Raw genomic sequence first — 20808 nt, 5'->3', positions numbered from 1 at the left:
ATGGAAGACCGTTTGATTGTAACGGCGTCCCCGCATATCCGGGACTCCGCGACCAGCCGCAGCCTGATGGGCAATGTGCTGATTGCGCTGCTGCCCTGCGTCGTGGCGTCTGCGCTGATTTTCGGACCCCGCGCTCTGCTGGTGGTGGCTGTCACCACCGCGGCCTGTGTGGCCTTTGAGTATCTGTACTGCCTGCTGATGCACAAGCCCAATCCCGTCGGGGATCTGTCCGCCTGTGTCACCGGCGTGATCCTGGCCCTCAACATGCCGGTCGGCATGCCGCTGTGGATCGCCGTTGTGGGCGCTCTGGTTGCCATCGTCATCGTCAAACAGCTGTTCGGCGGTATCGGCTGCAACTTCGCCAACCCCGCCCTGGTCGGCCGTATCGTGCTGTTCCTGGGCTTTGCTTCCCGCATGACCGATTACGTCTACCCCGATATGGCGGTGGATTCCCTGGCTTCCGCCACCCCGCTCGCCCTGGACAAGCTGGGCGCCAGCGGCCTGTACGGCGTGAGCTTCGTGGATATGCTGCTCGGCATCCACGGCGGCATGCTCGGCGAGACCTGCGTGCTCGCCATCCTGCTGGGCCTGGCCTACATGCTGTTCACCCATACCATTGAACTGACCATCCCCGTTTCCATCGTGGGCACCGTCTTTGTGCTGTCCACCCTGGCCAACGGCGATCCCTACCTGGGCCTGCTGGAGTGCATGTCCGGCGGTCTGCTGTTCGGTGCCGTCTTCATGGCCACCGACTATGTGACCAGCCCCTTCACCACCAAGGGCAAGCTGTTCTACGGTATCTTCATCGGCCTCGTGACCTTCCTGATCCGCTACTTCGGCAGCATGAACGAAGGCATGAGCTTTGCCATCCTGCTCGGCAACCTCCTGACCCCGTGGTTCAACGTCTGGGGCCATCAGGTTCCTCTCGGCTTCAAAAAGGCCAAGAAGGCTGCGAAAGGGGGTAAGGAATAATGGCTGAGAATGTCAAGTCTCCGGAACAGGAGTCCAACTTCAAGGTTCTGGTTTTCCCCGTCATTGTTCTGGTCGTGATCTGCCTGGTCTGCAGCGCGCTGCTGGCCGTGCTCAACAACGCCACCGCTCCGGTCATCGCCGAGAACCAGCGCGCTGAAACGCTGGCCGCCTATGTGGGCGTTCTGCCCGAGGGCACCGAAACCGATGATATGACCGAAGTGACCGTGCCGGACGGCACCGAAGGTGTCCAGGGCGCTGTCACCACGACCGCCGGCGATGCCGCCGTCAAGGCCGCTGCCGCCGGTTATTCCGGCAAGGATGTGACCGTCTACGTTGCCTTTGCGACGGACGGCACGATCTCCGCCATCACGATTGACGCTTCCACCCAGACCACCGGTATCGGTTCCAAGGTCGCCGAGGACAGCTTTGCACAGCAGTTCATCGGCATGGACGGCAGCGCCGGCGTTGAGGTGGACGGCATTGCCGGTGCCACCTACTCTTCCAATGCTGTGAAGTCCGCGGTGCAGTCTGCGGTTGACTTCTACAACAACACGATCAAAGGAGGCGAGTAATCATGGCCGAAAAACAGAGCAAATGGCGCATTTTTACCGCCGGTATCATTCGTGAAAACCCGGTTCTTCGCCTGGTTCTGGGCTGCTGCTCGGCGCTGGCGATCACCACCACCGTCTCCGGTGCGTTGGGCATGGGTCTTGCCATGACCTTCGTTCTGGTCTGCTCCAACATCGTTATCTCGGCACTGCGCAAGGTCATTCCCGCCAAGGTGCATCTGCCGTGCTACATCGTCATCATTGCGACCTTCGTTACCGTCGTGCAGATGGTCCTCGAAGCCTACGTCCCCAGCCTGTACAAGGCCCTGGGCGTCTTCCTGGCACTGATCGTCGTCAACTGCATCATCCTCGGCCGTGCCGAGATGTTCGCCTGCAAGAACACCGTGGTGGATTCCATGCTGGACGGCCTGGGTATGGGCTGCGGCTACATCCTGACCATGACCTGCATGGCCTCCATCCGTGAGATCCTGGGCAACGGTTCCTGGATGGGCATCACGATCATCCCCGAGTCCGTTGACCGTATGGGCCTGATGAACCAGGCTCCCGGCGGCTTCTTCGTGTTCGGCTGCCTGATGGCCCTCTGTGTCTGGATTGAGCGCAAACTCAACAAGCCCATCGAGCGCAAGACCTGCGGCGATGTGATGCTCGAAGAGATCGACAAAGCAAAATCCGAAGAAGGGGGTGCTGAAGAATGAGTCAGACCGTTGCAACGTTTGCGACCATCTTCTTTAGCATGATCCTGGTCAACAACTACGTTCTGGTGCAGTTCCTTGGCATCTGCCCCTTCCTGGGCGTTTCCAAGAAGCTGGATTCCTCGGTCGGCATGGGCCTGGCCGTTATCTTCGTCATGGTGCTGGCAACCGCCGTCACCTTCCCGCTGCAGATCTACCTGCTGGATGCCAACGGCCTGGGCTACATGCAGACCATCATCTTCATCCTGGTCATCGCCGTTCTGGTCCAGCTCATTGAGATCACGCTGAAAAAGTACGTTCCCGCGCTGTACCAGTCGCTGGGCGTTTACCTGCCGCTGATCACCACCAACTGCTGCGTTCTGGGCGTCACGATCCTGGCCGTTCAGGACTACACGCCGGTCATCACCGAGAGCGGCTTCGGCCTGGCCTACGCGGAAGCGCTGGTCTGCGCGGCCGGTGCCGGTGTCGGCTTCCTGGTTGCCATGCTGCTGTTCTGCGGTGTGCGTCAGCGCGTCGAGCATGCCAACCCGCCCGAGAGCTTCAAGGGCCTGCCCATCACGCTGGTCTCTGCCGCCATCACGGCAATGAGCTTCATGGGCTTCGGCGGCCTGGTCGAAAACATCATCGCTGCACTGATGTAAGGGGGAGAATCATATGAATAGTATTGCCTTCGCCGTCATCGTGCTGGTTCTGCTGGGCCTGGCCGGCGGTGTGATCCTGGTGCTTGCCTCCAAGTTCATGGCCGTCTACGAGGACCCGCGCATCGCGCAGGTCACCGAATGCCTGGCCGGTGCCAACTGCGGCGGCTGCGGCTATGCCGGCTGTGCCGACTACGCCAAGGCCATTGTGGAACAGGGCGCTCCCACCTTCAAGTGCGCCCCCGGCGGACAGAAATCCACCGATGCCATCAATGCCATCATGGGTACCCAGGGTGGCGAACAGATCCCGATGCGCGCCAACGTTCTGTGCAACGGCGGCGAGAACTGCGGCAAGCGGTTCGAGTATCGCGGCATCCAGACCTGTGCTGCGGCGGCTGCCGTTGCCGGTGGCCCGACGGCCTGCACCTTCGGCTGCCTCGGCCTGGGCGACTGCACCCGTGCCTGCCAGTTTGATGCCATCCATGTGAGCAGCACCGGTGTTGCGGTGGTGGACCGTGCCAAGTGCACGGGCTGCTCTGCCTGCACCACGGCCTGCCCGCGCCATATCATCGAGATGAAGCCTCTGACCAAGACGCCCGCCGTCCTCTGCTCCAACAAGGAGAAGGGCCCGGCCGTCATGAAGGCCTGCAAGACCGGCTGCATCGCCTGCGGCATGTGCGTGCGCAACTGCCCGTCCCAGGCGGTCGTCCTCAAGGACAATGTGGCCGTCATCGACTACACCAAGTGCACCGGCTGCGGCACCTGCGTTGCCAAGTGCCCCAAGAAGGTCATCCACTGGGTGGACGGCAAGCCTGCGGTTGCGGAACCTACCGAGGCCTGAGTCACCGGCTGATCCGGATTTCTGCGGCGGAGCGCCCTGTGCGCTCCGCCGCTTTTTGGTTTCCCGCCATCCATTGCGCAAAAAAGGACGGACAGCAGCGCTGTCCGTCCTTTTTGCAGTCCGGGTTCCCGGACGAGGCCATCAGAACAGGTGATCGGTGGGGTACAGTCCCTCTTCGCTCATCCGGCGCAGGGCCTGGACCAGCTCGGGTTTGTCCTCGCGGTAGGTGATGCCGTACCATTTGTCGGGGCTCGTCAGCACCTTCACCTCGGCCTTGCCGGTTTCCAGCGCCTCGGTCACGACGCTGGGCAGATAGTATTCGCATTTCAGCGGATTGACGGGCAGGTTCTTTTCCAGGAATGCCGCAAATCCGGCCCGCGCCTCGTCAATGAAGGCGGAGGTGAATCCCCAGAGGTTCATCGAAACCACCGTGTCGGCGGGCAGGTCCACCCAGCTTTCGCCGCCGTCCTCGGTGTAATGGATGCCGCCGTCATAGGTCTCGATGCGGGTCCGCTCGGTGACGGTGTCCAGATTGCCGTTGCTGTCCGTCACGCAGACGCCGCGGCTGACCGATCCGTTGGCGCTGACCGTGTTGCCCAGCATATAGCCGACCATCGCCCAGGGCTGTTTGGGGCCGGTGTGCTCGGCGCTCAGATAGTCATAGATCAGACGGAAACAGGTGGGGCCGTAGTAGTCGTCGGCGTTGATGACGGCAAACGGGGCGTCAATCACATCGGCGGCGGAGAGAATCGCGTGGGCCGTGCCCCAGGGCTTGGTACGGCCTTCGGGAACCGAGAACCCTTCGGGCAGAAGATCCAGCTCCTGGTAGGCATACCGCACTTCCAGGCCGGCTTTCTCGGCACGGATGCCGACCGTGGACCGGAAGGCATCCTCGATGGCATGCTTGATGATGAACACCACCGTCGCAAACCCTGCGCGGCGGGCGTCGTAGAGGCTGTAATCCAGGATCGCTTCCCCGGCAGGTCCGACGGCCTCGATCTGTTTGAGACCGCCGAAACGGCTGCCCATACCGGCAGCCATGATGACGAGGATCGGCTTTTTGCTGTTGTTCATGTCAGTGCGCTCCTTTTGCGGCAGCACCGGGAGAGGAATCCCCGGTTTTCCGGGATGCGGTACCGCCGTCTTGTGGTTGTTTTTCTCCTCCTTCATGATACACTGTCCTGACTGGGGTTTCAAGTTTTAAAACAAATTTGACAAAAAGGAATAGCGTTTTCCCATGGCCGATGCTATAATAAAGGAAAATCGTTTTCATCCGCATACAGGGAGGTGCAGCATATTGGCACAGCACGGCAAACCCGTCCGCGGTCTGGTACTGGCGGGCGGCGGTGCAAAGGGAAGTTATCAGGTCGGCGTCTATCAGGCGCTGCAGGAACTGAACTGGATTCCGGATGTCCTGACCGGGGCGAGCGTCGGCAGTCTGAACGGCGCGCTCCTCGTGATGGGAAAGGTCGAGCAGGCCGCCGAGCTGTGGAAAAGTCTGGACAACCACGGTGTGCTGGAACTGCCGGAGGGCAAGACCCCGGAGGAACTGTGTGACTTCCTGCTGGACACGCTGCGTGCCGGCGGGCTGAACACCGAACCGCTGGGCGAGACCATCGACAAGTACCTCGACGAGGAGGCCATCCGCAATTCCCCGATCCGGTACGGCCTGGTCATGACCGAGATGAACACCCTCAAGAGCCTGCAGTGTCCGATCGACGAGATCCCCCGCGGCAAGCTCAAAGCCTATCTGCTGGCCTCCTCGGCCTGTTTCCCGGCGCTGCGTCCCATCGAGATTGACGGCGTCAAGTACATTGACGGCGGCTGGCGGGACAACATGCCGCTGGAACTGGCCGCCCGGATGGGCGCGACCGAACTGATCGGCGTGGATGTGGACGGCGTGGGGTATATCCGCCCCAACAACACCGGCCTGCCGACCCGCATCATCCGCAGCCACTGGGACCTGGGTCCGCAGTTTGACTTCGACGGCGAGCGGGCGGCGCGGAACATCACCCTCGGGTATCTCGACACCCTGCGCGCCTTCGGCCGGCTGGGCGGCACGGCTTACGGGATGCTGCCCGCCCAGGACAGCTTCCTGACGGATTTTGCCAAGGAATACCATCACCAGCTGGAAGCGGCTGCCCTGCGCGCCCCCACCATCACCCTGACCGAGAACCTGGCCCGGCAGCGCAAGCGCTATCCGCAGGCCTTTGCCAAGGACCCCACGGCACCCACCAAGGGGGCGCTGGCGCCGCTGGAACTGGCTGCCGAGATGATGAAGGTGCCCTGCGATATGCCCTATACCCCGAGACTGCTGGCCCTGACCTTCCTGGGACAGTTTGACAAGGACCCGGCGGACCGGTACAAGGTCCTGTTGGGCATGGAGGAGGGAAACGTTCTGGGAGAAGCTGCCATGGCCGGCGCTGTGCCGGAGGACTTTGTGACGGCCCTGGTCTCCCGCACGCTGTCCGAAATGAAATTTTTCTGAGACCGGAATACCCGGAAGGGGGCGGAGTGAGTGAAAAGCTATCAGGGAATGACGGTTTCCGACGGCATTGCCATCGGACCGGTTGTCTGCATTGACCGCGGCGCGGTGGGCCTGCACCGCATTGTCTGCAATCCGTCCCGGGAGCGCGCTCTGTACGAGGCGGCCATCGTGCTGGCCAAGGACGAACTGCGCCGCCTGCAGCAGCACGCCTGCGGACAGGATGCGGATATCCTGATGTTTCAGATTGCGCTGCTGGAGGACGAGTCCTTCACCACCGAGATCGGTGATTACATAGCCGCCGGCGCGGGCAGTGCCGCCGCGGTGGAGCGCGCCGAGCAGATCTTTGCCGGACGCCTCAAGAATATGGATAACGACTATATCCGCGAGCGCAGCGTGGATGTCTGCGATGTCTGCCGCCGCGTGGTGGATATTCTGGACGGCCGGCCCCGCCGCCGTCTGCATCTGACCGAACCCAGCATCCTGGCGGCGGATTTCTTCTTCCCCAGTGATATGTTCGGCCAGGAACCCGGCATGATTCTGGGCATCGCCTCCGAGGAGGACAGCGAGACCAGCCATGCGGCCATCATGGCGCGCAGCATGGGAATTCCGGCCTTGTGCCAGATGGGCAAGGGCCGTGCCGGGGACCTGAACGGGCACCTGGCCATTCTGGATGCCGAGTCCGGCACCATCTCGATCGACCCCTCGGCGGAACAGCTCAGCCGTGCCTGGGCCAAAATGAACGAACTGCACAACCGGCAGGAACGGCCCGACTCGGTGGTATCGCTGCCCAACCTGACCCGGGACGGCACCCCCTTCACGATTCTGGCGAGCGCCAACTGTTCGACGCCGCAGAGCATCGTCAATGCGGTCAAGTGTTCCGATGTGGCGGGCATCGGCCTCGTGCGGACCGAGTCCGTCGTAGTGGAAGCCCTGGACGAGGAAAGCCAGATCGAAGTCTACCGCCAGTGCCTCGAGTATGCCGGCGGCAAACCCGTCACGGTGCGCACCTGCGACTGGGGCGCCGACGACGGCGGAATGTGGATCTACGGCGTCCAGCAGCGTGTCGAGGAGGAGGCCGTCGTGATGACCCAGCTGTCCGCCCTCATGCGGACGGCCGCCGAAGGGGAACTCCGGGTCGTGCTGCCCATGATCTCCGGCGAGGAGGCCTGGCACACCCGGATGGACCAGCTCGAACGCTGCCGCGAGGCACTGCGCGCCCGCGGCGTGCCGTTCTGCGAGACCATGATGGTGGGCTGCCTGATCGAGATTCCCGCTGCGGCCCTGCTGGCCGGCGAGATCATTGACGGCGGCGCCCAGTTCCTCGTCATTGACATTGACGACCTGACCCAGTATACCTGCGGCGTCTCGCGCAAGGAGGCGGGCCGCAGCTACCGCGCCGACAACCCGGCCGTGCTGCGGCTGGTGCGCGGCGTGCTCGAGGCCGCCAAAGCCCGCGGCGTCCAGGTCTATCTGTGCGGCATCAGCCAGACCGAACTGCCGGCCATCGCGGCGTATCTGCGCACCGGCGCCCGGAGCTTCTGTACCGAGAACGCCCTGCTCAGCCCGCTCAAGATCACGCTGCGCAGCATTGATCTGCGCTCCGCCGTGGATTGATCCCTTCAAAAAAAGCCTTACACCCCAAGGATGCCGACGGCATACGATGGGATGTAAGGCATTTTTTTATTCCAGATTGCCGGTCAGCGTCATGACGGCGGTCAGCGCGGCCAGGGGAGCGGTCTCACAGCGCAGGATGCGGGGACCGAGACCGACGGTCCGTGCGCCGGACCCGGCGGCCAGCGCGGCTTCCTCGGGGGCAAATCCGCCCTCGCTGCCCGTCACAATCGCAATGCGCCGGGCGGACAGTCCCGGCTCGCGGGCAAAAATCTGCCGCAGCGATTCGCCGCCGCCCTCGTAGAAGAACAGCACCAGATCATAGCAGGAAAACTGCGCACAGACGGCTGAAAAATCCGGCAGCGGCATCAGCACCTCGGGCAGGATACCTCGCCCGCACTGCTTGGAGGCCTCCGCCGCAATGCGGCGGTACCGCTCATTCTTGGCGTCCTCCTTCTTGGGGGCAGCCACGCAGTACCGGCTGAAAAAGGGGATGACGCGCCGCACACCCAGCTCCACGCTGTGCCGGATGACCTCCTCCAGCTTTCCCTGCTTGGGGTACCCGGCATACAGCGTCACCTCTGCGCGCGGTTCGGCGGCGCTCGGATACCCCTCGGTCACGGTGAACTCCACCCGGCCGGGTTCAATCCGGGTCACGGTGCCGATGTATTCCAGGGCGTCCGGCCCGCACAGAATGACCTGCTCGCCGGGGCGCGCCCGCATCACGTCGGCCAGATGATGGGCGTCCGACCCGGTCAGCGCCGCCTGCCCGCCGCCGATCTCGGCGGTAAAGTAGCGGTGGGGCATGGATCACTCACCCGCCTTTTTGCAGACAATGCAGACCCAGCCGCGCTTTTCCAGCACATCCACCGGCTCCAGCCCGGCTGCACACAGCCCGTCCAGCACTTCCTGGCGGCGGGTGTCAATGATGCCCGAGGCGATGAACCGTGCGCCCGGCGCCATCAGGGCGGGCAGATGGGGCGCCAGCGACAGGATGGCCGACGCCACAATGTTGGCTGTGATGATGTTGTACACGCCGGTGGCCTTGTCGGAAAGGTCGCCCACCAGCACACGGAACCGGTCCTGCACACCGTTGCGCTCGGCGTTCTCGCCGGCGGTGCGCACGCACATGGGATCAATGTCCACACCCTCGGCGGACGCCGCACCCAGCTTGAGGGCGGCGATGGCCAGAATTCCCGATCCGGTGCCGATGTCCAGCATGCGCTCGCCGCCCTGTACAAGGGAATCCAGCGTTTCCAGACACAGGGAGGTGGTTTCGTGGGTGCCGGTGCCGAAGGCCATGCCGGGGTCCATCGTGATCACGATGCGGTCGGTGTCATAGGTCTCCCAGCCCGGCACAATCGCCAGCCGGCGGCCGATTTCCATCGCATGATAGTATTTTTTCCAGGCGTTCTGCCAATCCTCCTGCTCTACGCCGCTGGTGGTCAGCGTGTAGGGAATGCCGGAAGACTCCAGCCGCTCCCGGAAGAGCGGCAGAATTTCGGCGGGGTTTTCATCCGGGGCAAGATACATATGGACGATGACGATGTCGCGGGGTTTGTCGAGCAGTTCCTGCTCAATCAGGTCCACATGAGCGATCTCCCACGCCTGCTGTTCCAGGTCGCGGTAATCTTCAATATAGATGCCGCCGTTGGACACCATCGTGGCAATCGCTTCGGCGGTCTCAGCGTACTGCTGGGGCACGGTGATCTGAATATCGGTCCATTCCATTGGGGAACCCTCCTGCTTGCATTGTTCATACTCTTTATATTATACTAGCTTCTGAAACAAATGGAAAGGGGCGTTTGCCATGAAGATCGTGCTGTTGGATGAGCAGCAGGCGGAACAGGTATATCGGGAAGAGATGATCCGGGATTTCCCGGCGGATGAGCTCAAGCCGTTTTCGGCGATCTCCCAGATGATGCGCAGCGGCATCTATGAACCGCTGGCCTTCTATGACGAGGACGGAGCCCTGGCTGCCTATGCCTGGCAGACCGTGCTGCCGGATCATGACAGTGCGCTGATTGACTATTATGCCGTTCTGCCCGACCGCCGCGGCGGCGGCATGGGCACCCGGATTCTCGGCCTGCTGGCCGGCTATTATGCGCCGCGCATCAAGAGCCTGATCATCGAATGTGAGCATCCCGCCGAGGCACCCGACCCGGCCACGGCCCGGCGGCGCATCGGCTTCTATCTGCGGGCCGGCGCCCGGGCCACGGCGATGGAAAGCCGGGTCTTCGGCGTGCGGTACCAGATTTATGCGCTGCCTGCCGGGGGCAATGCCAGCGACCGCGAAATCAACGAGGACCTCAAGGCCATCTACCGCACCATGGTGCCGGAACCCTATTACCGCGGCAATGTGATCTTTTTCGGCGAATAATCCGCCCGGCAGCGGCAACACTAACGGCAAAACGCAAGGGAGTGTTCCGCCGTGCAACTGCCGCCTAAACATTACGATGAGATGGTCCGCCGTGCCAGTCCGCCCTCGCCGCTGCTCCGCGATTGCCTGTGGGCGTTCTTTGTGGGCGGCGGCATCTGTCTTTTGGGGGAACTTCTCCGGATGACCTACTGCCGCTGGCTCGACGAGGAGGCCGCCGGTACGCTGACCAGCATCACGCTGGTCTTTCTGTCAGCCGTCGCGACGCTTCCCGGCTGGTACCACAAACTGGCCACCCACGCCGGGGCCGGAACGCTGGTCCCCATCACGGGATTTGCCAACTCGGTCGTCAGCCCGGCCCTCGAATTCAAGGCCGAAGGCTGGGTCACCGGGGTGGGGGCCCGGATCTTTTCCATCGCCGGCCCGGTGCTGGCCTACGGCACCTTTGCCTCCTGGATCTGGGGCATCCTGTACTGGGTGCTGCTGCAGCTGGGCATGGCCTGACCCACAGGCGCTGTGCTGTCCGCAGGGACGGCGCGGCGCTTTTTTGCTGTGTGCTGCGTAAACGGCGCACGCCGGGGACACACTATGCCCAAAGGGGGAAGGACCAATGGCCATCCGAAGAGGGGATACCGTGCTGTTCCCGCGTGCACCGGTGATTGTATCCTGGGCCGCGGTGGGCGGCAAGAAGGAAGGGGAAGGCCCGCTGGCATCCGGCTTTGACGAGATCATCGAGGATGCGGGCTTCACCGCGGAAGGCGCGGAAAGCTGGGAACAGGGGGAGAGCATGCTGCAGCAGCACTGCATCCGCCGCTGCCTGCGCAAGGCCGAGACCGACAAAAAGCAGGTCGAGCTGGCCTTTGCGGGGGATCTGCAGGCCCAGTGCACGGCAAGCAACTATACCATGCGGGAACTGGGCATTCCGTTTGCCGGGCTGTACGGGGCGTGCTCCACCATGGCGGAATCCCTCTGCCTGGGGGCGCTGTGCGCCGCGGCGGGGTATGCCGACCGGGTGCTGGCTTTCAGCAGCAGCCATTTCTGTGCGGCGGAGCGCCAGTTCCGCACGCCGCTCAACTACGGCGGCAAACGGACCCCGACGGCCCAGTGGACGGCTACGGCGTCGGGAGCCTGCCTGCTGCGCAAACCGGGCCGCCCGGGCATTCCGATCCTGTCCGCCACCATCGGCCGGGTGTGCGATGCCGGTGTGCGGGACATCAACAATATGGGCGCCGCCATGGCCCCGGCGGCCGCCTCGACCCTGCTGGCCTTCTTTGAGGGGACCGGCGCCCGGCCCGAGCAGTTTGACGCCGTCGTTACCGGAGACCTGGGCCGGGTGGGTTCGGAACTCCTGCACGAGATGATGCAGCAGGCGGGCTTCCCGCTGACCAACCAGCAGGACTGCGGCTGCCTGCTGTACCGCTCCGATGCCCGCGACGTGCAGGCGGGCGGCAGCGGGGCGGGGTGCAGTGCCTCGGTGCTGGCGGCGCATCTGCTGCCCCGGCTGCAGAGCGGCGAGCTGCACCGGATTCTCTTTCTCTCCACCGGGGCGCTGATGAGCCAGACAACGTTTTTGCAGGGGGAAAGCATTCCCGGCATCGCGCACTGCGTCGAGCTGGGAAGTCCCCAAGGAGGTCAACCGAGATGAATCTGTTCTGGGCATTCCTGATCGGCGGGCTGATCTGCGTGATCGGCCAGCTGCTCATCGACTGTACCGCCCTGACCCCGGCGCGGATCCTGACCGGGTATGTGGTTTCCGGCGTGATTCTCAGCGCGGTGGGATTGTACGATCCCCTCGCCGAACTGGCGGGCGCCGGCGCCAGCGTGCCGCTGCTCGGATTCGGGCACCTGCTGGCGCAGGGCGTGCAGCAGGCCGTCGAGCAGACCGGTCTGCTGGGCATCTTTACCGGCGGACTGACGGCGGCGTCGGGCGGCATCACGGCCAGCCTGGTCTTTGCATTGCTGGCGGCCGCGGTGGGCAAAAGCCGCGATCAGAGCTGAACCAAATGAAAATGCCCGTCGGGAAACCCCGGCGGGCATTGTTCATGCAATTTATTCGGCAGCAGCGGCCTTGTTGTTGCGCTTGGCCATGCGGCTGATCTTGCGGGCAGCAGTGTTCTTGTGAATGACACCCTTGCTCTTGGCAGAGTCAATAGCGGAGATCGCAGCCTTCATGACGGCGTCTTTGTCCGCGGCATTGCTGTCGATGGCAGCGTCTGCCTTCTTGACAACTGTTTTCAGGTTGGACTTGATGGCCTTGTTGTGCTCGGCCTCTTTCTTGGCCTGAACAACGCGGTCCTTCTGAGATTTGATATTAGGCATTCGTTCCACCTCCTTGATTACCCATAACAGTACAAATTATACTACCATATATTTCGCCGGGTTGCAAGCCTTTTTTTCAAAAACTTTTTTGCAGAAGGCGGTTTTTTTCCGCCTCGGCACCGCATATCCATTTCGGGAAGGGGGTGTGCGTCATGGCAATGCTGCGCCGTGCGGCGGCCGTGCTGGGCTGTGCCGCCGTTCTGGCGGGCTGTGCCGCCGCGGCCTGCCGGCTTCCGGGCTGCTGGCCGCTGACGGCAGCCGCCTTTCTGCAGGACCCCTTTGCCGCCACGGCCGCCTGGAAGACCGTGCTGACGCAGCAGCCCACCGTGCCCGCCCAGGCCGAAACCCTGTCGGTGCCCCAGCCCACCGCCGCACCGACCCCGCAGCCCACGCCCGGCCCGGCCCAGCCCACGGCGGAGCCGTCGCCTGCCGTCACGGCGCCGCCCGACCTGGAAGACGCCGGCCCCATCCTGGAACGGCAGTTCGGGCAGGGCAGCGGGGACGGCTACCTGGAACTGGGCGCGGGCAGCATCAAGAACGATACCGACCGCCCCGACAGCGAGCTGGCCGCCGCATTGCAGCAGCCGATGCCCTTCACGATTGACCCCGACAGCGACGAGCCGCAGATCCTCATTCTGCACACCCATGCGACCGAGACCTACCAGCCGTGGGACACGCTGCTCTATGACCCGACGTTCACGGCCCGCACCACCGACACGTCGCGGAATATGTGCGCGGTGGGGCAGGCGATGGCGGATGTCCTCAACGAAGCCGGCATCGTCACGCTGCACGACACGACCCTCCACGACTCGCCCAGCTATACCGAGAGCTATGCCCGCAGTGCGCAGACCGCACGGAAATACCTGGAGGAGTACCCTTCGCTGCGGGTGGTGCTGGATGTCCACCGCGACGCCATCGAGAGCGACGGCGCCCGCGTCAAGCCGGTGGCGCAGGTGGACGGCGAGGCGACGGCCCAGGTCATGATCATTGCGGGCTGCGACAACGGCACGACGGTGCAGCTGCCCGACTGGCAGCAGAATCTGCGCTTTGCGGCGGCGTGGGAAGAGCAGATGGAACAGAGCTGGCCCGGCCTGACCCGGCCCGTGCTGTGCGGGTACCGGTTCTACAACCAGGATGTCTGCCCCGGGGCGCTGCTCATTGAGATCGGCGGCCACGCCAACACCCTGTCCGAAGCCCTGCGGGCGGGCCGCCTGGCAGCGCGTGCGCTGGCGGACCTCTTTCTGGGGAGCTGAAAAGCCTTGCAACGGCGACCGAAAGCCTGTATACTGAAACCAAATTCGGAATGGAAAATCGGGATGGAACCCCATCCCCGGGAGGAACCACTATGCCCCTGCTTCAGACCCGGCCCCGGACGCGGCGGCGGACCGCGGAATCCGTGCTGGCCTTTACGGCAGTCTTTGCCCTGCTGATGCTTGCCTGGGCGGCGATCTTTGCCGCCAACGGCAGCAGCTTCATCCAGTACGGCGATACCCTCAAACAGCATTACGCTTTCCTGATGTACTACGGCCGCTGGCTGCGGCAGGCGGTGCGCTGCCTGCTGACCGGTGCGGCCATCCCCACCTGGGATGCCTCCATCGGCTACGGCGCCGATGTGGTGACCACCTTCAGCTATTACGGCCTGGGCGACCCGCTGGACCTGCTCGCCGGCCTGGTTCCGAGCAGCCTGACCGAACAGCTGCTCGAAGGCCTGATCGTGCTGCGGCTCTATCTGGCCGGGCTGACCTTCACGGCTTTCAGCCTGCACCACGGCAACAGCCGGTTCGGTACGCTGCTCGGCGCCGTCGCCTACACCTTCAGCGCCTGGCCGCTGCGGGCGGGCCTGATCGAACCGATCTTCCTCGTCCCCATGTACTGCTTCCCGCTGGTCCTGCTGGGGGCCGACCTGCTGCTCGAACAGCGCCGCCCGCTGCTCTTTGTCGTGTCGGTCGCGCTGGCGGCACTGTCCAATTTCCTGTTCTTCTACATGATCGTCGCCCTGACGGTCTGCTATGTTGCGGCACTCTATGGTAAGCGCAGCGGCCTGAAAAACCTGCGCACGCTGCCGCCCCTCCTGGGCCGGTTTGTGCTCTACGGCGCGGTGGGCACTGCCATTGCGGGGGTCACGCTGCTGCCCACCGCCCTGGAACTCTTCTCCGGCACCCGCTTCGGGGCGGACCGCTCGGTGGTCGGCTACCCGTTCCGGCGCTTCTTTGACCTCTTCGCCAACATGACCACCACGATGGAGTACGACGCCTACTCCAGCTATACCGGCATCACGGCGGTGGCCTTCCTGGGCGTGCTGGTCCTCTTCGCCCGGCCCCGCCGCCATACCATTCTCAAGGCCGCCTGGCTGGCCATGCTGGCCTTGCTGCTGGTGCCCCAGGCGGGCAGCCTGCTCAACGGCCTGTCCTATGTGTCCAACCGCTGGGTCTGGGCATTCGCCATGCTGGAAGCCTTCATCCTGGCACGGGTCTGCCCCGGCATGACCCGCTTTGCCCCGAAGGAAAAGCTCATCCTGTTTGTGCTGCTGGCCGGCTATTGTCTGGCGGCGTTCGGATACCGCGAGGCCCGCGGGGAAGCCCAGCTGTTCGGCAGCGTGCTGCTTCTGCTGCTGGCCGTCTGGCTGCTCGCTGCCGACGGCGGTGCGCCCCGCCTGACCCGCTGGGTGCTGCTGGCGGGCTGCTGCCTTGGCGTGGTGGCCAACCTGGGCTACTACTACGGCGCCGAGGAGGGCGATGCCGTCCAGGAATACTACGCGCCGGGCTATGCTTGGCAGACCAGCGTCGTCGGCAACCCCGCCGTGGCGCTGCAGGGCGTCGAGGACGGCGGATACTGGCGGTATGATTCGGCCCTCAACGAGCCGATCAACAGTGCCATGCTGTTGGGGCGGTATGGGACAGGCTTCTTCTTCAGCCTGAACAACAGCAGCCTGTCGCAGCTGTTTGCCGAACTGGGGCAGAACACCCCGACCGAGTACGACTACCGCGGCCTGCAGAACCGCACACCGCTGGAAACCCTCTTCGGCGTGGCCTATTATCTCTACGACCCCGGCAATCCGCAGACCCTGCCGCCGCTGTTTGACCGGCAGCCCGAGCTGGTCACCGATGTGGGCGGCGTCAACGTCGCGATCTCCCGCAACAAGGCGGCGCTGCCCATCGGCTACACGGCCTCGGCACGGATCACCCGGCAGACCTACGAGGCGCTGAGCCCGCTGGCCCGGCAGGATGCGCTGCTGGACGGCGTGCTGCTGGAGGACGGCGCCGGGACCTCGCTGCCCGAAGCGCAGCTCACCGGCGACACCGTCCGCCCCGAAGCCGAACGGACGCTGGACGGCGTCGAGCAGCTCGACGAAACAACCTACTATGCCCCGCGGGACGGCGGGACCATCACCTTCACGATCGGAAATCCCGTCCCGGACTGCGAGACCGCACTGGTGGTGCAGGGGATGGAATACACGGCCACCAATCCGCTCGATGCGATGGGGGAGGAGCTGCTCACGATGAGCGCCCATGACCGCCTGCAGACCCGGCGGCAGTACGCGCATTTCTGGTGCAAGGACAGCGTCTATCTGCGGCTCATCAGCAACCTCGGCGAGGGCCGGCTGGATTACAGCATGCCCAACAGCCAGTATTACTGCGGCCGCCATGACTTTGTGTACAACTTCGGCACTTCGGAGGAGGGGCTCACCACCCTGACCATCGTGCTGCCCTTTGCGGGCTATTACACCTTCACCGACCTGGCCGTCGAATGTCAGCGGCTGGACCGGATGGAATCGCGCGCCGCCGAGCTCTCCCGGACGGCACTGCAGGACGTGACGGTGGGCACCAACCGCATCAGCGGCACCGTTGAGGCCGATACGCCGCGGGTGCTGGTCCTGCAGGTGCCCTATTCGCAGGGCTGGAGCGTCACGGTGGACGGGCAGCCCGCCGAACTGCTGCGCGCCGATACCGCCTTCCTGGGCGTCGAGCTCACGGCGGGCAGCCATACGGTGGACTTCACCTACCGCACGCCGGGCCTCGGGGCAGGGGTGCTGTTCAGCACGGCGGGCCTGCTGGGCCTGCTTGCCGTCGCGGTGGCGGGCCGCAGACGCCGCCGCTGAGTCAAATACCCCATTTACATTTGAGGGGAATCACGCTATAATACATAAATACCTATCAAGAATCGGAGGAAAGGGAATCATGATGGAACGTGTTGAGATCGCATCTCTTTACAAGTCCACCCCGGCGGATGGCACCAAGGTGACCGTCTGCGGCTGGGCGAAAACGGTGCGGGATTCCAAAAAGATCGGTTTTATCTCACTGACGGACGGCAGCTGCTACAAGCCGGTGCAGATCGTATTTCAGGCGGACAAGCTGGACAATTATACCGAGATTGCCAAATCCGGCCTGTACACCAGCTTCGAGGTCACCGGCACCCTGGTGCTGACCCCGCAGGCCAAGCAGCCGTTTGAGATCAATGCCGACCGTGTCGTGGTTCTCGGCACCTGCGGCTCGGACTATCCGCTGCAGAAGAACAAGATGGGCATGGATTATCTGCGCACCCTGACCCATCTGCGCCCCCGCACCAACACCTTCAACGCGGCGTTCCGTGTGCGCGGTCAGGCTGCCTATGCACTGCATCAGTTCTTCCACGAGAACGGCTTCACCTATGTGCACACCCCGATCTTCACCGGCTCGGACTGCGAAGGCGCCGGCGAGATGTTCCAGGTCACCACGCTGGACCTCAACGATGTGCCCCGCACCGAGGACGGCGCCGTGGATTACACCCAGGACTTCTTCAAGCGCCCGGTGAACCTGACGGTTTCCGGCCAGCTGGAGGCCGAGGCCATGGCCATGGCGCTGGGCAAGGTGTACACCTTCGGCCCCACCTTCCGCGCCGAGAAGAGCTACGACACCCGCCATGCCGCCGAGTTCTGGATGATCGAACCCGAGATGGCGTTTGCCGACCTGAACACCTATATGGACACCGCCGAGGCGATGACCAAGTACGTCATCCGCTATCTGCTGGACAACTGCCCCGATGAGCTGGCCTTCTTCAACCAGTTCTTCGACAAGGGCCTGCTTGAGCGTCTGCGCCTGGTCGTGGACAGCGATTTCGCCCGCGTCAGCTACACCGACGCCATCGAACTGCTCAAGAAGAACGACGACAACTTCCAGTACAAGGTGAGCTGGGGCATCGACCTGCAGACCGAGCATGAACGGTATCTGACCGAGCAGGTCTTCAAGAAGCCTGTCTTTGTCACCGATTATCCCAAAGAGATCAAGGCCTTCTATATGCGCCTGAACGATGACGGCCGGACCGTGGCGGCGGCCGATATGCTGGTGCCCGGCATCGGCGAGCTGATCGGCGGCTCCCAGCGTGAGGAGCGCCTGGATGTGCTCACCGCCCGCATTGAGGAGACCGGCATGCGGATTGCCGACTATGACTGGTACCTCGACCTGCGCCGGTTCGGCAGCGTCAAGCATGCGGGCTACGGCCTGGGCTTTGAGCGTCTGCTGATGTATGTGACGGGTATTCCCAACATCCGCGACGTCATCCCCTTCCCGCGCACCTGCGGTGGCTTCTGATGGAGCCCATCGCCGCACCGCTGCTCCAATGGTTTGAACAAAACAGAAGGCTCCTGCCTTTCCGGCAGGAGCCTTCTGCCTATCACATCTGGGTCAGCGAGATCATGCTTCAGCAGACGCGGGTCGCGGCCGCGCTGCCCTATTACCGGCGGTTCATCGCCGAGCTGCCGACCCCCGCCGCCCTGGCGGCCTGCGACCCCGACCGGCTGCGCAAACTCTGGCAGGGACTCGGGTACTACAACCGCGCCGCCAATATGCAGAAAGCCGCCCGCATCCTCTGCGAGCGGTACGGCGGGGACCTGCCCGCCGATTACGAGGCCCTGCGCGCCCTGCCCGGCATCGGCGACTATACGGCAGGCGCCATCGCCTCCATCGCCTTCGGACTGCCCGTCCCGGCGGTGGACGGCAACGTGCTGCGGGTCTTTGCCCGGCTGTATGACGATGACCGGGACATCATGGCCCCGGCCACCCGGCGGGCCTTCACCGAGCGGGTGGTCGCCCAGATGCCCGCCGACCGTCCCGGCCCTTACAACGAGGCCCTGATGGAGCTGGGGGCGCTGGTCTGCCTGCCCAATGCGGAACCGCGCTGTCAGGACTGCCCGCTGGCCGCCCTCTGCGCCGGGCATGCGTCGGGGCGGGCGGCGTCACTGCCGAACAAACCGCCCAAACCCGCCAAGACCGTCGTGCCGGTCACGGTGGCGCTGCTGACCTCGCCCCGCGGGGTGCTGCTCCAGCGCCGCCCCGCCAAGGGCCTGCTGGCCGGACTCTGGCAGCCGCCGGCGTTTGAGGCGGACCATCCGCTGGATGCCGGGGAACTCGCCGCCCGCATCGCCGGACTGGGGCTGGCGGTGCAGTGGACCGGGCCGCTCCCGGCTTCCCGGCATGTCTTCACCCACCGGATCTGGCAGCTCAGCGGATGGCGCGGAACCGTGCCGGACCTGCCTGCGCCCGCGGGCTGCGTCTGGGCCGATGCACGGGAACTGGAACAGACCTACTCGATTCCCACGGCCTTTGCGTTCTGTTTTGAGGACGGAACACCGCACTGACCCGGCAGAAATTTTTTACAGTGCAAAGGTTGTATTCCGTCAGATGCTCGGGTATAATAGAGATAACTTTCTAAAACTATGCATGGAGGGAACCACCATGATGAAAAAGTCAACGTTCGGAGCCGTTCTCGCTTTCCTGTTTGCCGCCGCCGGTGCTCTCACCGCGGCTGCCCTCTACCTGCGCCGCCGCGAGAAGGAACTCGATGAGTACGAGCGCCTGCTGTACAGCGATATGCCCGCTGACGGCGAGGAGGAAGACGACGAAGAGACCAGCTACGAGCCCATCAGCACGGAACCCGGCAACACGGCAGAGGAAGAAAACACCGAACTCTGATCCGGTCTGCGAATTCCTGAACACCCTGCGGCCGGCCTATACACCGGCCGCTTTCTTTATTTGTGTCTGAGGGGAGATGCCCGATGAAAAAGGTCTTTCTCTGGCTGGTCATGGTGGTGGTTGTGCTGGCGCTGCTGCTGGGCGGTGCCGGCGCAGCCATGTACCTGATGACCGATACCGGAAAACTGCCCGACGAGCACCCGACCTTCGGGCAGACAACACTGGAACCCGTCGGCTATGAATGGGTGGTGCCGGTCCTGGGGGATGTGCTCACCCGGACGTTCGAGGAGCCGACAACCCTCACCGTGCAGAAACTCGGGGATCTGGGGGATACCATCCCCGCACTGGTGCTGCCCGACTGGGTGCAACGCACCTCGGTGCTGCTGACCGGGCCTTCCGGCAACACGGTGGTTCAGGGCGATGCCGATGCCCTGGCCTCCTATGTCTATACCCAGAACGGACAGTATGAACTGACATTGACGCTCTACCGTGACGAGCAGGTTCCCGGCAAGCCCTGCGGCTGGTACCGGTACCAGGCAAACTACACCGTCAATCTGCAGCCCAAGGCCGTGCTCAGCAGCGAGCGGGTCGGCCAGGGCGGGGTGGCGGCGCTGCTCATCACCGGCATCCTGGACGGCAGCGAGCCCCAGGTCGAGACCGATCTCGGTGACGTCTGGTTCCGTCCGGTCACGGGCGGTTATCTGGGCTACATTCCCGTGACCTACAATGCCGAGGGCGGCGACCATACGCTGACCGTGACCTGCGGTTCGCTGACCCAGGAACTGACGCTGACCGTCACCCAGACCACCGTCTCGACGGTGGATACCGAGGAGGACCCCGAAATTCCCGGTGCCGCGCAGGAATACCGCAACGCGATCTGGCCGCTGTATACCCGCGGCAGTTCGGAAAAACTCTGGCAGGGGCTGTTTGCAGCGCCGGTCACGGCGGGCATCAAGGCCGAATACGGCAGCCGCCTGCGCACCAACGGCAGTATCACCGGCCATGCCACCGGCATCAACTATGCGGCCCCCGCCGGTCAGACCGTCACGGCACCGCAGAACGGCACGGTGGAGTACGCCGGCACCCTGGCCCTGACGGGCGGCACCGTCGTCATCGACCATGGATGCGGTGTCAAGAGTTATCTGTTTGGCATGGATGCCGTTCAAGTGCAGAAAGGGCAGTCCGTCACCAAGGGGGACGCCCTGGGCACAACCTCCGATGTGCACACCCTGATCTGGGAACTGCGCATCGGCAGCAAATCTGTCAATCCCGACGGAGCCGTTACCGGAAAGAACGGCCTGTCGTATCAGGAAGGGCTGTGAGCCTTCCCGTTTGATCCTCTGAGATACTTTGG

At 63.8% G+C, this 20808-nt stretch carries 21 protein-coding genes; 17 read left to right on the top strand and 4 right to left on the bottom strand.

Going from position 1 to position 20808, the window contains the following annotated elements; all coding sequences use genetic code 11:
- Genes U0L91_RS07170 through U0L91_RS07150 form a run of 5 tightly spaced genes read left to right on the top strand, consistent with a single transcriptional unit; the run spans nucleotide 1 to nucleotide 3712 of the window.
- Nucleotides 1–972, top strand: coding sequence for an RnfABCDGE type electron transport complex subunit D (locus U0L91_RS07170; RefSeq protein ID WP_330045609.1), 972 nt, complete (start codon nucleotides 1–3; stop codon nucleotides 970–972).
- Nucleotides 972–1544 carry an RnfABCDGE type electron transport complex subunit G gene (locus U0L91_RS07165; protein ID WP_330045607.1) on the top strand — a complete coding sequence of 191 codons (573 nt, stop codon included), beginning with the start codon at nucleotides 972–974 and terminating at the stop codon, nucleotides 1542–1544. The genes U0L91_RS07170 and U0L91_RS07165 overlap by 1 nt, the downstream gene beginning before the upstream one ends.
- Before the next feature lie 2 nt (nucleotides 1545–1546).
- On the top strand, nucleotides 1547–2236 hold the full coding sequence (locus U0L91_RS07160) for an electron transport complex subunit E (protein WP_330045606.1): 690 nt from the start codon (nucleotides 1547–1549) through the stop codon (nucleotides 2234–2236).
- On the top strand, nucleotides 2233–2874 hold the full coding sequence (locus U0L91_RS07155; RefSeq protein ID WP_330045604.1) for an electron transport complex protein RnfA: 642 nt from the start codon (nucleotides 2233–2235) through the stop codon (nucleotides 2872–2874). The genes U0L91_RS07160 and U0L91_RS07155 overlap by 4 nt, the downstream gene beginning before the upstream one ends.
- 13 nt (nucleotides 2875–2887) lie before the next feature.
- Entirely contained in the window at nucleotides 2888–3712 is an 825-nt protein-coding gene (locus U0L91_RS07150; RefSeq protein ID WP_330045603.1) for an RnfABCDGE type electron transport complex subunit B, read from the top strand.
- 141 nt (nucleotides 3713–3853) lie between these two features.
- Here the strand turns inward: U0L91_RS07150 and U0L91_RS07145 are convergent, their stop codons facing one another.
- Nucleotides 3854–4786: a nucleotidyltransferase family protein gene (locus tag U0L91_RS07145; protein ID WP_330045602.1), complete on the bottom strand. Its 933-nt coding sequence runs from the start codon at nucleotides 4784–4786 to the stop codon at nucleotides 3854–3856.
- Between the two features lie 223 nt (nucleotides 4787–5009).
- On the opposite strand from U0L91_RS07145, the gene U0L91_RS07140 reads away from it, so the two are divergent.
- Both U0L91_RS07140 and U0L91_RS07135 read left to right on the top strand, forming a co-directional pair.
- Nucleotides 5010–6200 carry a patatin-like phospholipase family protein gene (locus U0L91_RS07140; protein ID WP_330045600.1) on the top strand — a complete coding sequence of 397 codons (1191 nt, stop codon included), beginning with the start codon at nucleotides 5010–5012 and terminating at the stop codon, nucleotides 6198–6200.
- A gap of 30 nt (nucleotides 6201–6230) precedes the next feature.
- The gene (locus U0L91_RS07135) at nucleotides 6231–7814 is read left to right on the top strand and encodes a putative PEP-binding protein (RefSeq protein WP_330045598.1); all 1584 of its coding nucleotides are present in this window, start codon (nucleotides 6231–6233) and stop codon (nucleotides 7812–7814) included.
- Nucleotides 7815–7880: 66 nt separating this feature from the next.
- Here the strand turns inward: U0L91_RS07135 and U0L91_RS07130 are convergent, their stop codons facing one another.
- Nucleotides 7881–8618, bottom strand: coding sequence for an RsmE family RNA methyltransferase (locus U0L91_RS07130; RefSeq protein WP_330045597.1), 738 nt, complete (start codon nucleotides 8616–8618; stop codon nucleotides 7881–7883).
- Nucleotides 8619–8621: 3 nt separating this feature from the next.
- Nucleotides 8622–9542, bottom strand: a complete 921-nt coding sequence (gene prmA / locus U0L91_RS07125) for a 50S ribosomal protein L11 methyltransferase (protein WP_330045595.1) — start codon at nucleotides 9540–9542, stop codon at nucleotides 8622–8624.
- A 79-nt stretch (nucleotides 9543–9621) separates the two neighbouring features.
- On the opposite strand from prmA, the gene U0L91_RS07120 reads away from it, so the two are divergent.
- The 4 genes from U0L91_RS07120 (at nucleotide 9622) to spoVAE (ending at nucleotide 12186) form a co-directional block, all read left to right on the top strand.
- Nucleotides 9622–10191, top strand: a complete 570-nt coding sequence (locus U0L91_RS07120; RefSeq protein ID WP_330045593.1) for a GNAT family N-acetyltransferase — start codon at nucleotides 9622–9624, stop codon at nucleotides 10189–10191.
- Between the two features lie 51 nt (nucleotides 10192–10242).
- The gene (locus U0L91_RS07115; protein WP_330045591.1) at nucleotides 10243–10692 is read left to right on the top strand and encodes a SpoVA/SpoVAEb family sporulation membrane protein; all 450 of its coding nucleotides are present in this window, start codon (nucleotides 10243–10245) and stop codon (nucleotides 10690–10692) included.
- A gap of 106 nt (nucleotides 10693–10798) precedes the next feature.
- Complete coding sequence (locus tag U0L91_RS07110) at nucleotides 10799–11833, top strand: stage V sporulation protein AD (RefSeq protein WP_330045589.1); 1035 nt, start codon at nucleotides 10799–10801, stop codon at nucleotides 11831–11833.
- The gene (gene spoVAE, locus U0L91_RS07105) at nucleotides 11830–12186 is read left to right on the top strand and encodes a stage V sporulation protein AE (protein WP_330045587.1); all 357 of its coding nucleotides are present in this window, start codon (nucleotides 11830–11832) and stop codon (nucleotides 12184–12186) included. Before U0L91_RS07110 ends, spoVAE begins: the two co-directional genes overlap by 4 nt.
- A gap of 51 nt (nucleotides 12187–12237) precedes the next feature.
- Here spoVAE and rpsT read toward each other — a convergent pair whose 3' ends face one another.
- The gene (gene rpsT, locus U0L91_RS07100; protein ID WP_330045585.1) at nucleotides 12238–12507 is read right to left on the bottom strand and encodes a 30S ribosomal protein S20; all 270 of its coding nucleotides are present in this window, start codon (nucleotides 12505–12507) and stop codon (nucleotides 12238–12240) included.
- Nucleotides 12508–12659: 152 nt separating this feature from the next.
- On the opposite strand from rpsT, the gene spoIIP reads away from it, so the two are divergent.
- From spoIIP to U0L91_RS07070, 6 genes are all read left to right on the top strand, one after another.
- Nucleotides 12660–13760, top strand: a complete 1101-nt coding sequence (spoIIP, locus tag U0L91_RS07095) for a stage II sporulation protein P (protein ID WP_330045583.1) — start codon at nucleotides 12660–12662, stop codon at nucleotides 13758–13760.
- Nucleotides 13761–13852: 92 nt separating this feature from the next.
- Entirely contained in the window at nucleotides 13853–16606 is a 2754-nt protein-coding gene (locus U0L91_RS07090) for a YfhO family protein (protein WP_330045582.1), read from the top strand.
- An 82-nt stretch (nucleotides 16607–16688) separates the two neighbouring features.
- A complete protein-coding gene (gene asnS / locus U0L91_RS07085) occupies nucleotides 16689–18074 on the top strand; it encodes an asparagine--tRNA ligase (RefSeq protein WP_330045626.1) in 1386 nt (461 codons plus the stop codon).
- Nucleotides 18074–19120, top strand: a complete 1047-nt coding sequence (locus tag U0L91_RS07080; protein ID WP_330045580.1) for an A/G-specific adenine glycosylase — start codon at nucleotides 18074–18076, stop codon at nucleotides 19118–19120. Before asnS ends, U0L91_RS07080 begins: the two co-directional genes overlap by 1 nt.
- A 97-nt stretch (nucleotides 19121–19217) precedes the next feature.
- Nucleotides 19218–19454, top strand: a complete 237-nt coding sequence (locus U0L91_RS07075) for a phosphatase (protein ID WP_330045578.1) — start codon at nucleotides 19218–19220, stop codon at nucleotides 19452–19454.
- Nucleotides 19455–19537: 83 nt separating this feature from the next.
- The gene (locus U0L91_RS07070; RefSeq protein ID WP_330045576.1) at nucleotides 19538–20776 is read left to right on the top strand and encodes a murein hydrolase activator EnvC family protein; all 1239 of its coding nucleotides are present in this window, start codon (nucleotides 19538–19540) and stop codon (nucleotides 20774–20776) included.
- The last annotated feature ends 32 nt before the right edge of the window (nucleotides 20777–20808 follow it).

This window comes from Gemmiger sp., from assembly GCF_036306485.1.
In the GTDB taxonomy this organism is placed as follows: domain Bacteria; phylum Bacillota; class Clostridia; order Oscillospirales; family Ruminococcaceae; genus Gemmiger.
This window is presented reverse-complemented; position numbering and strand designations above follow the sequence as displayed.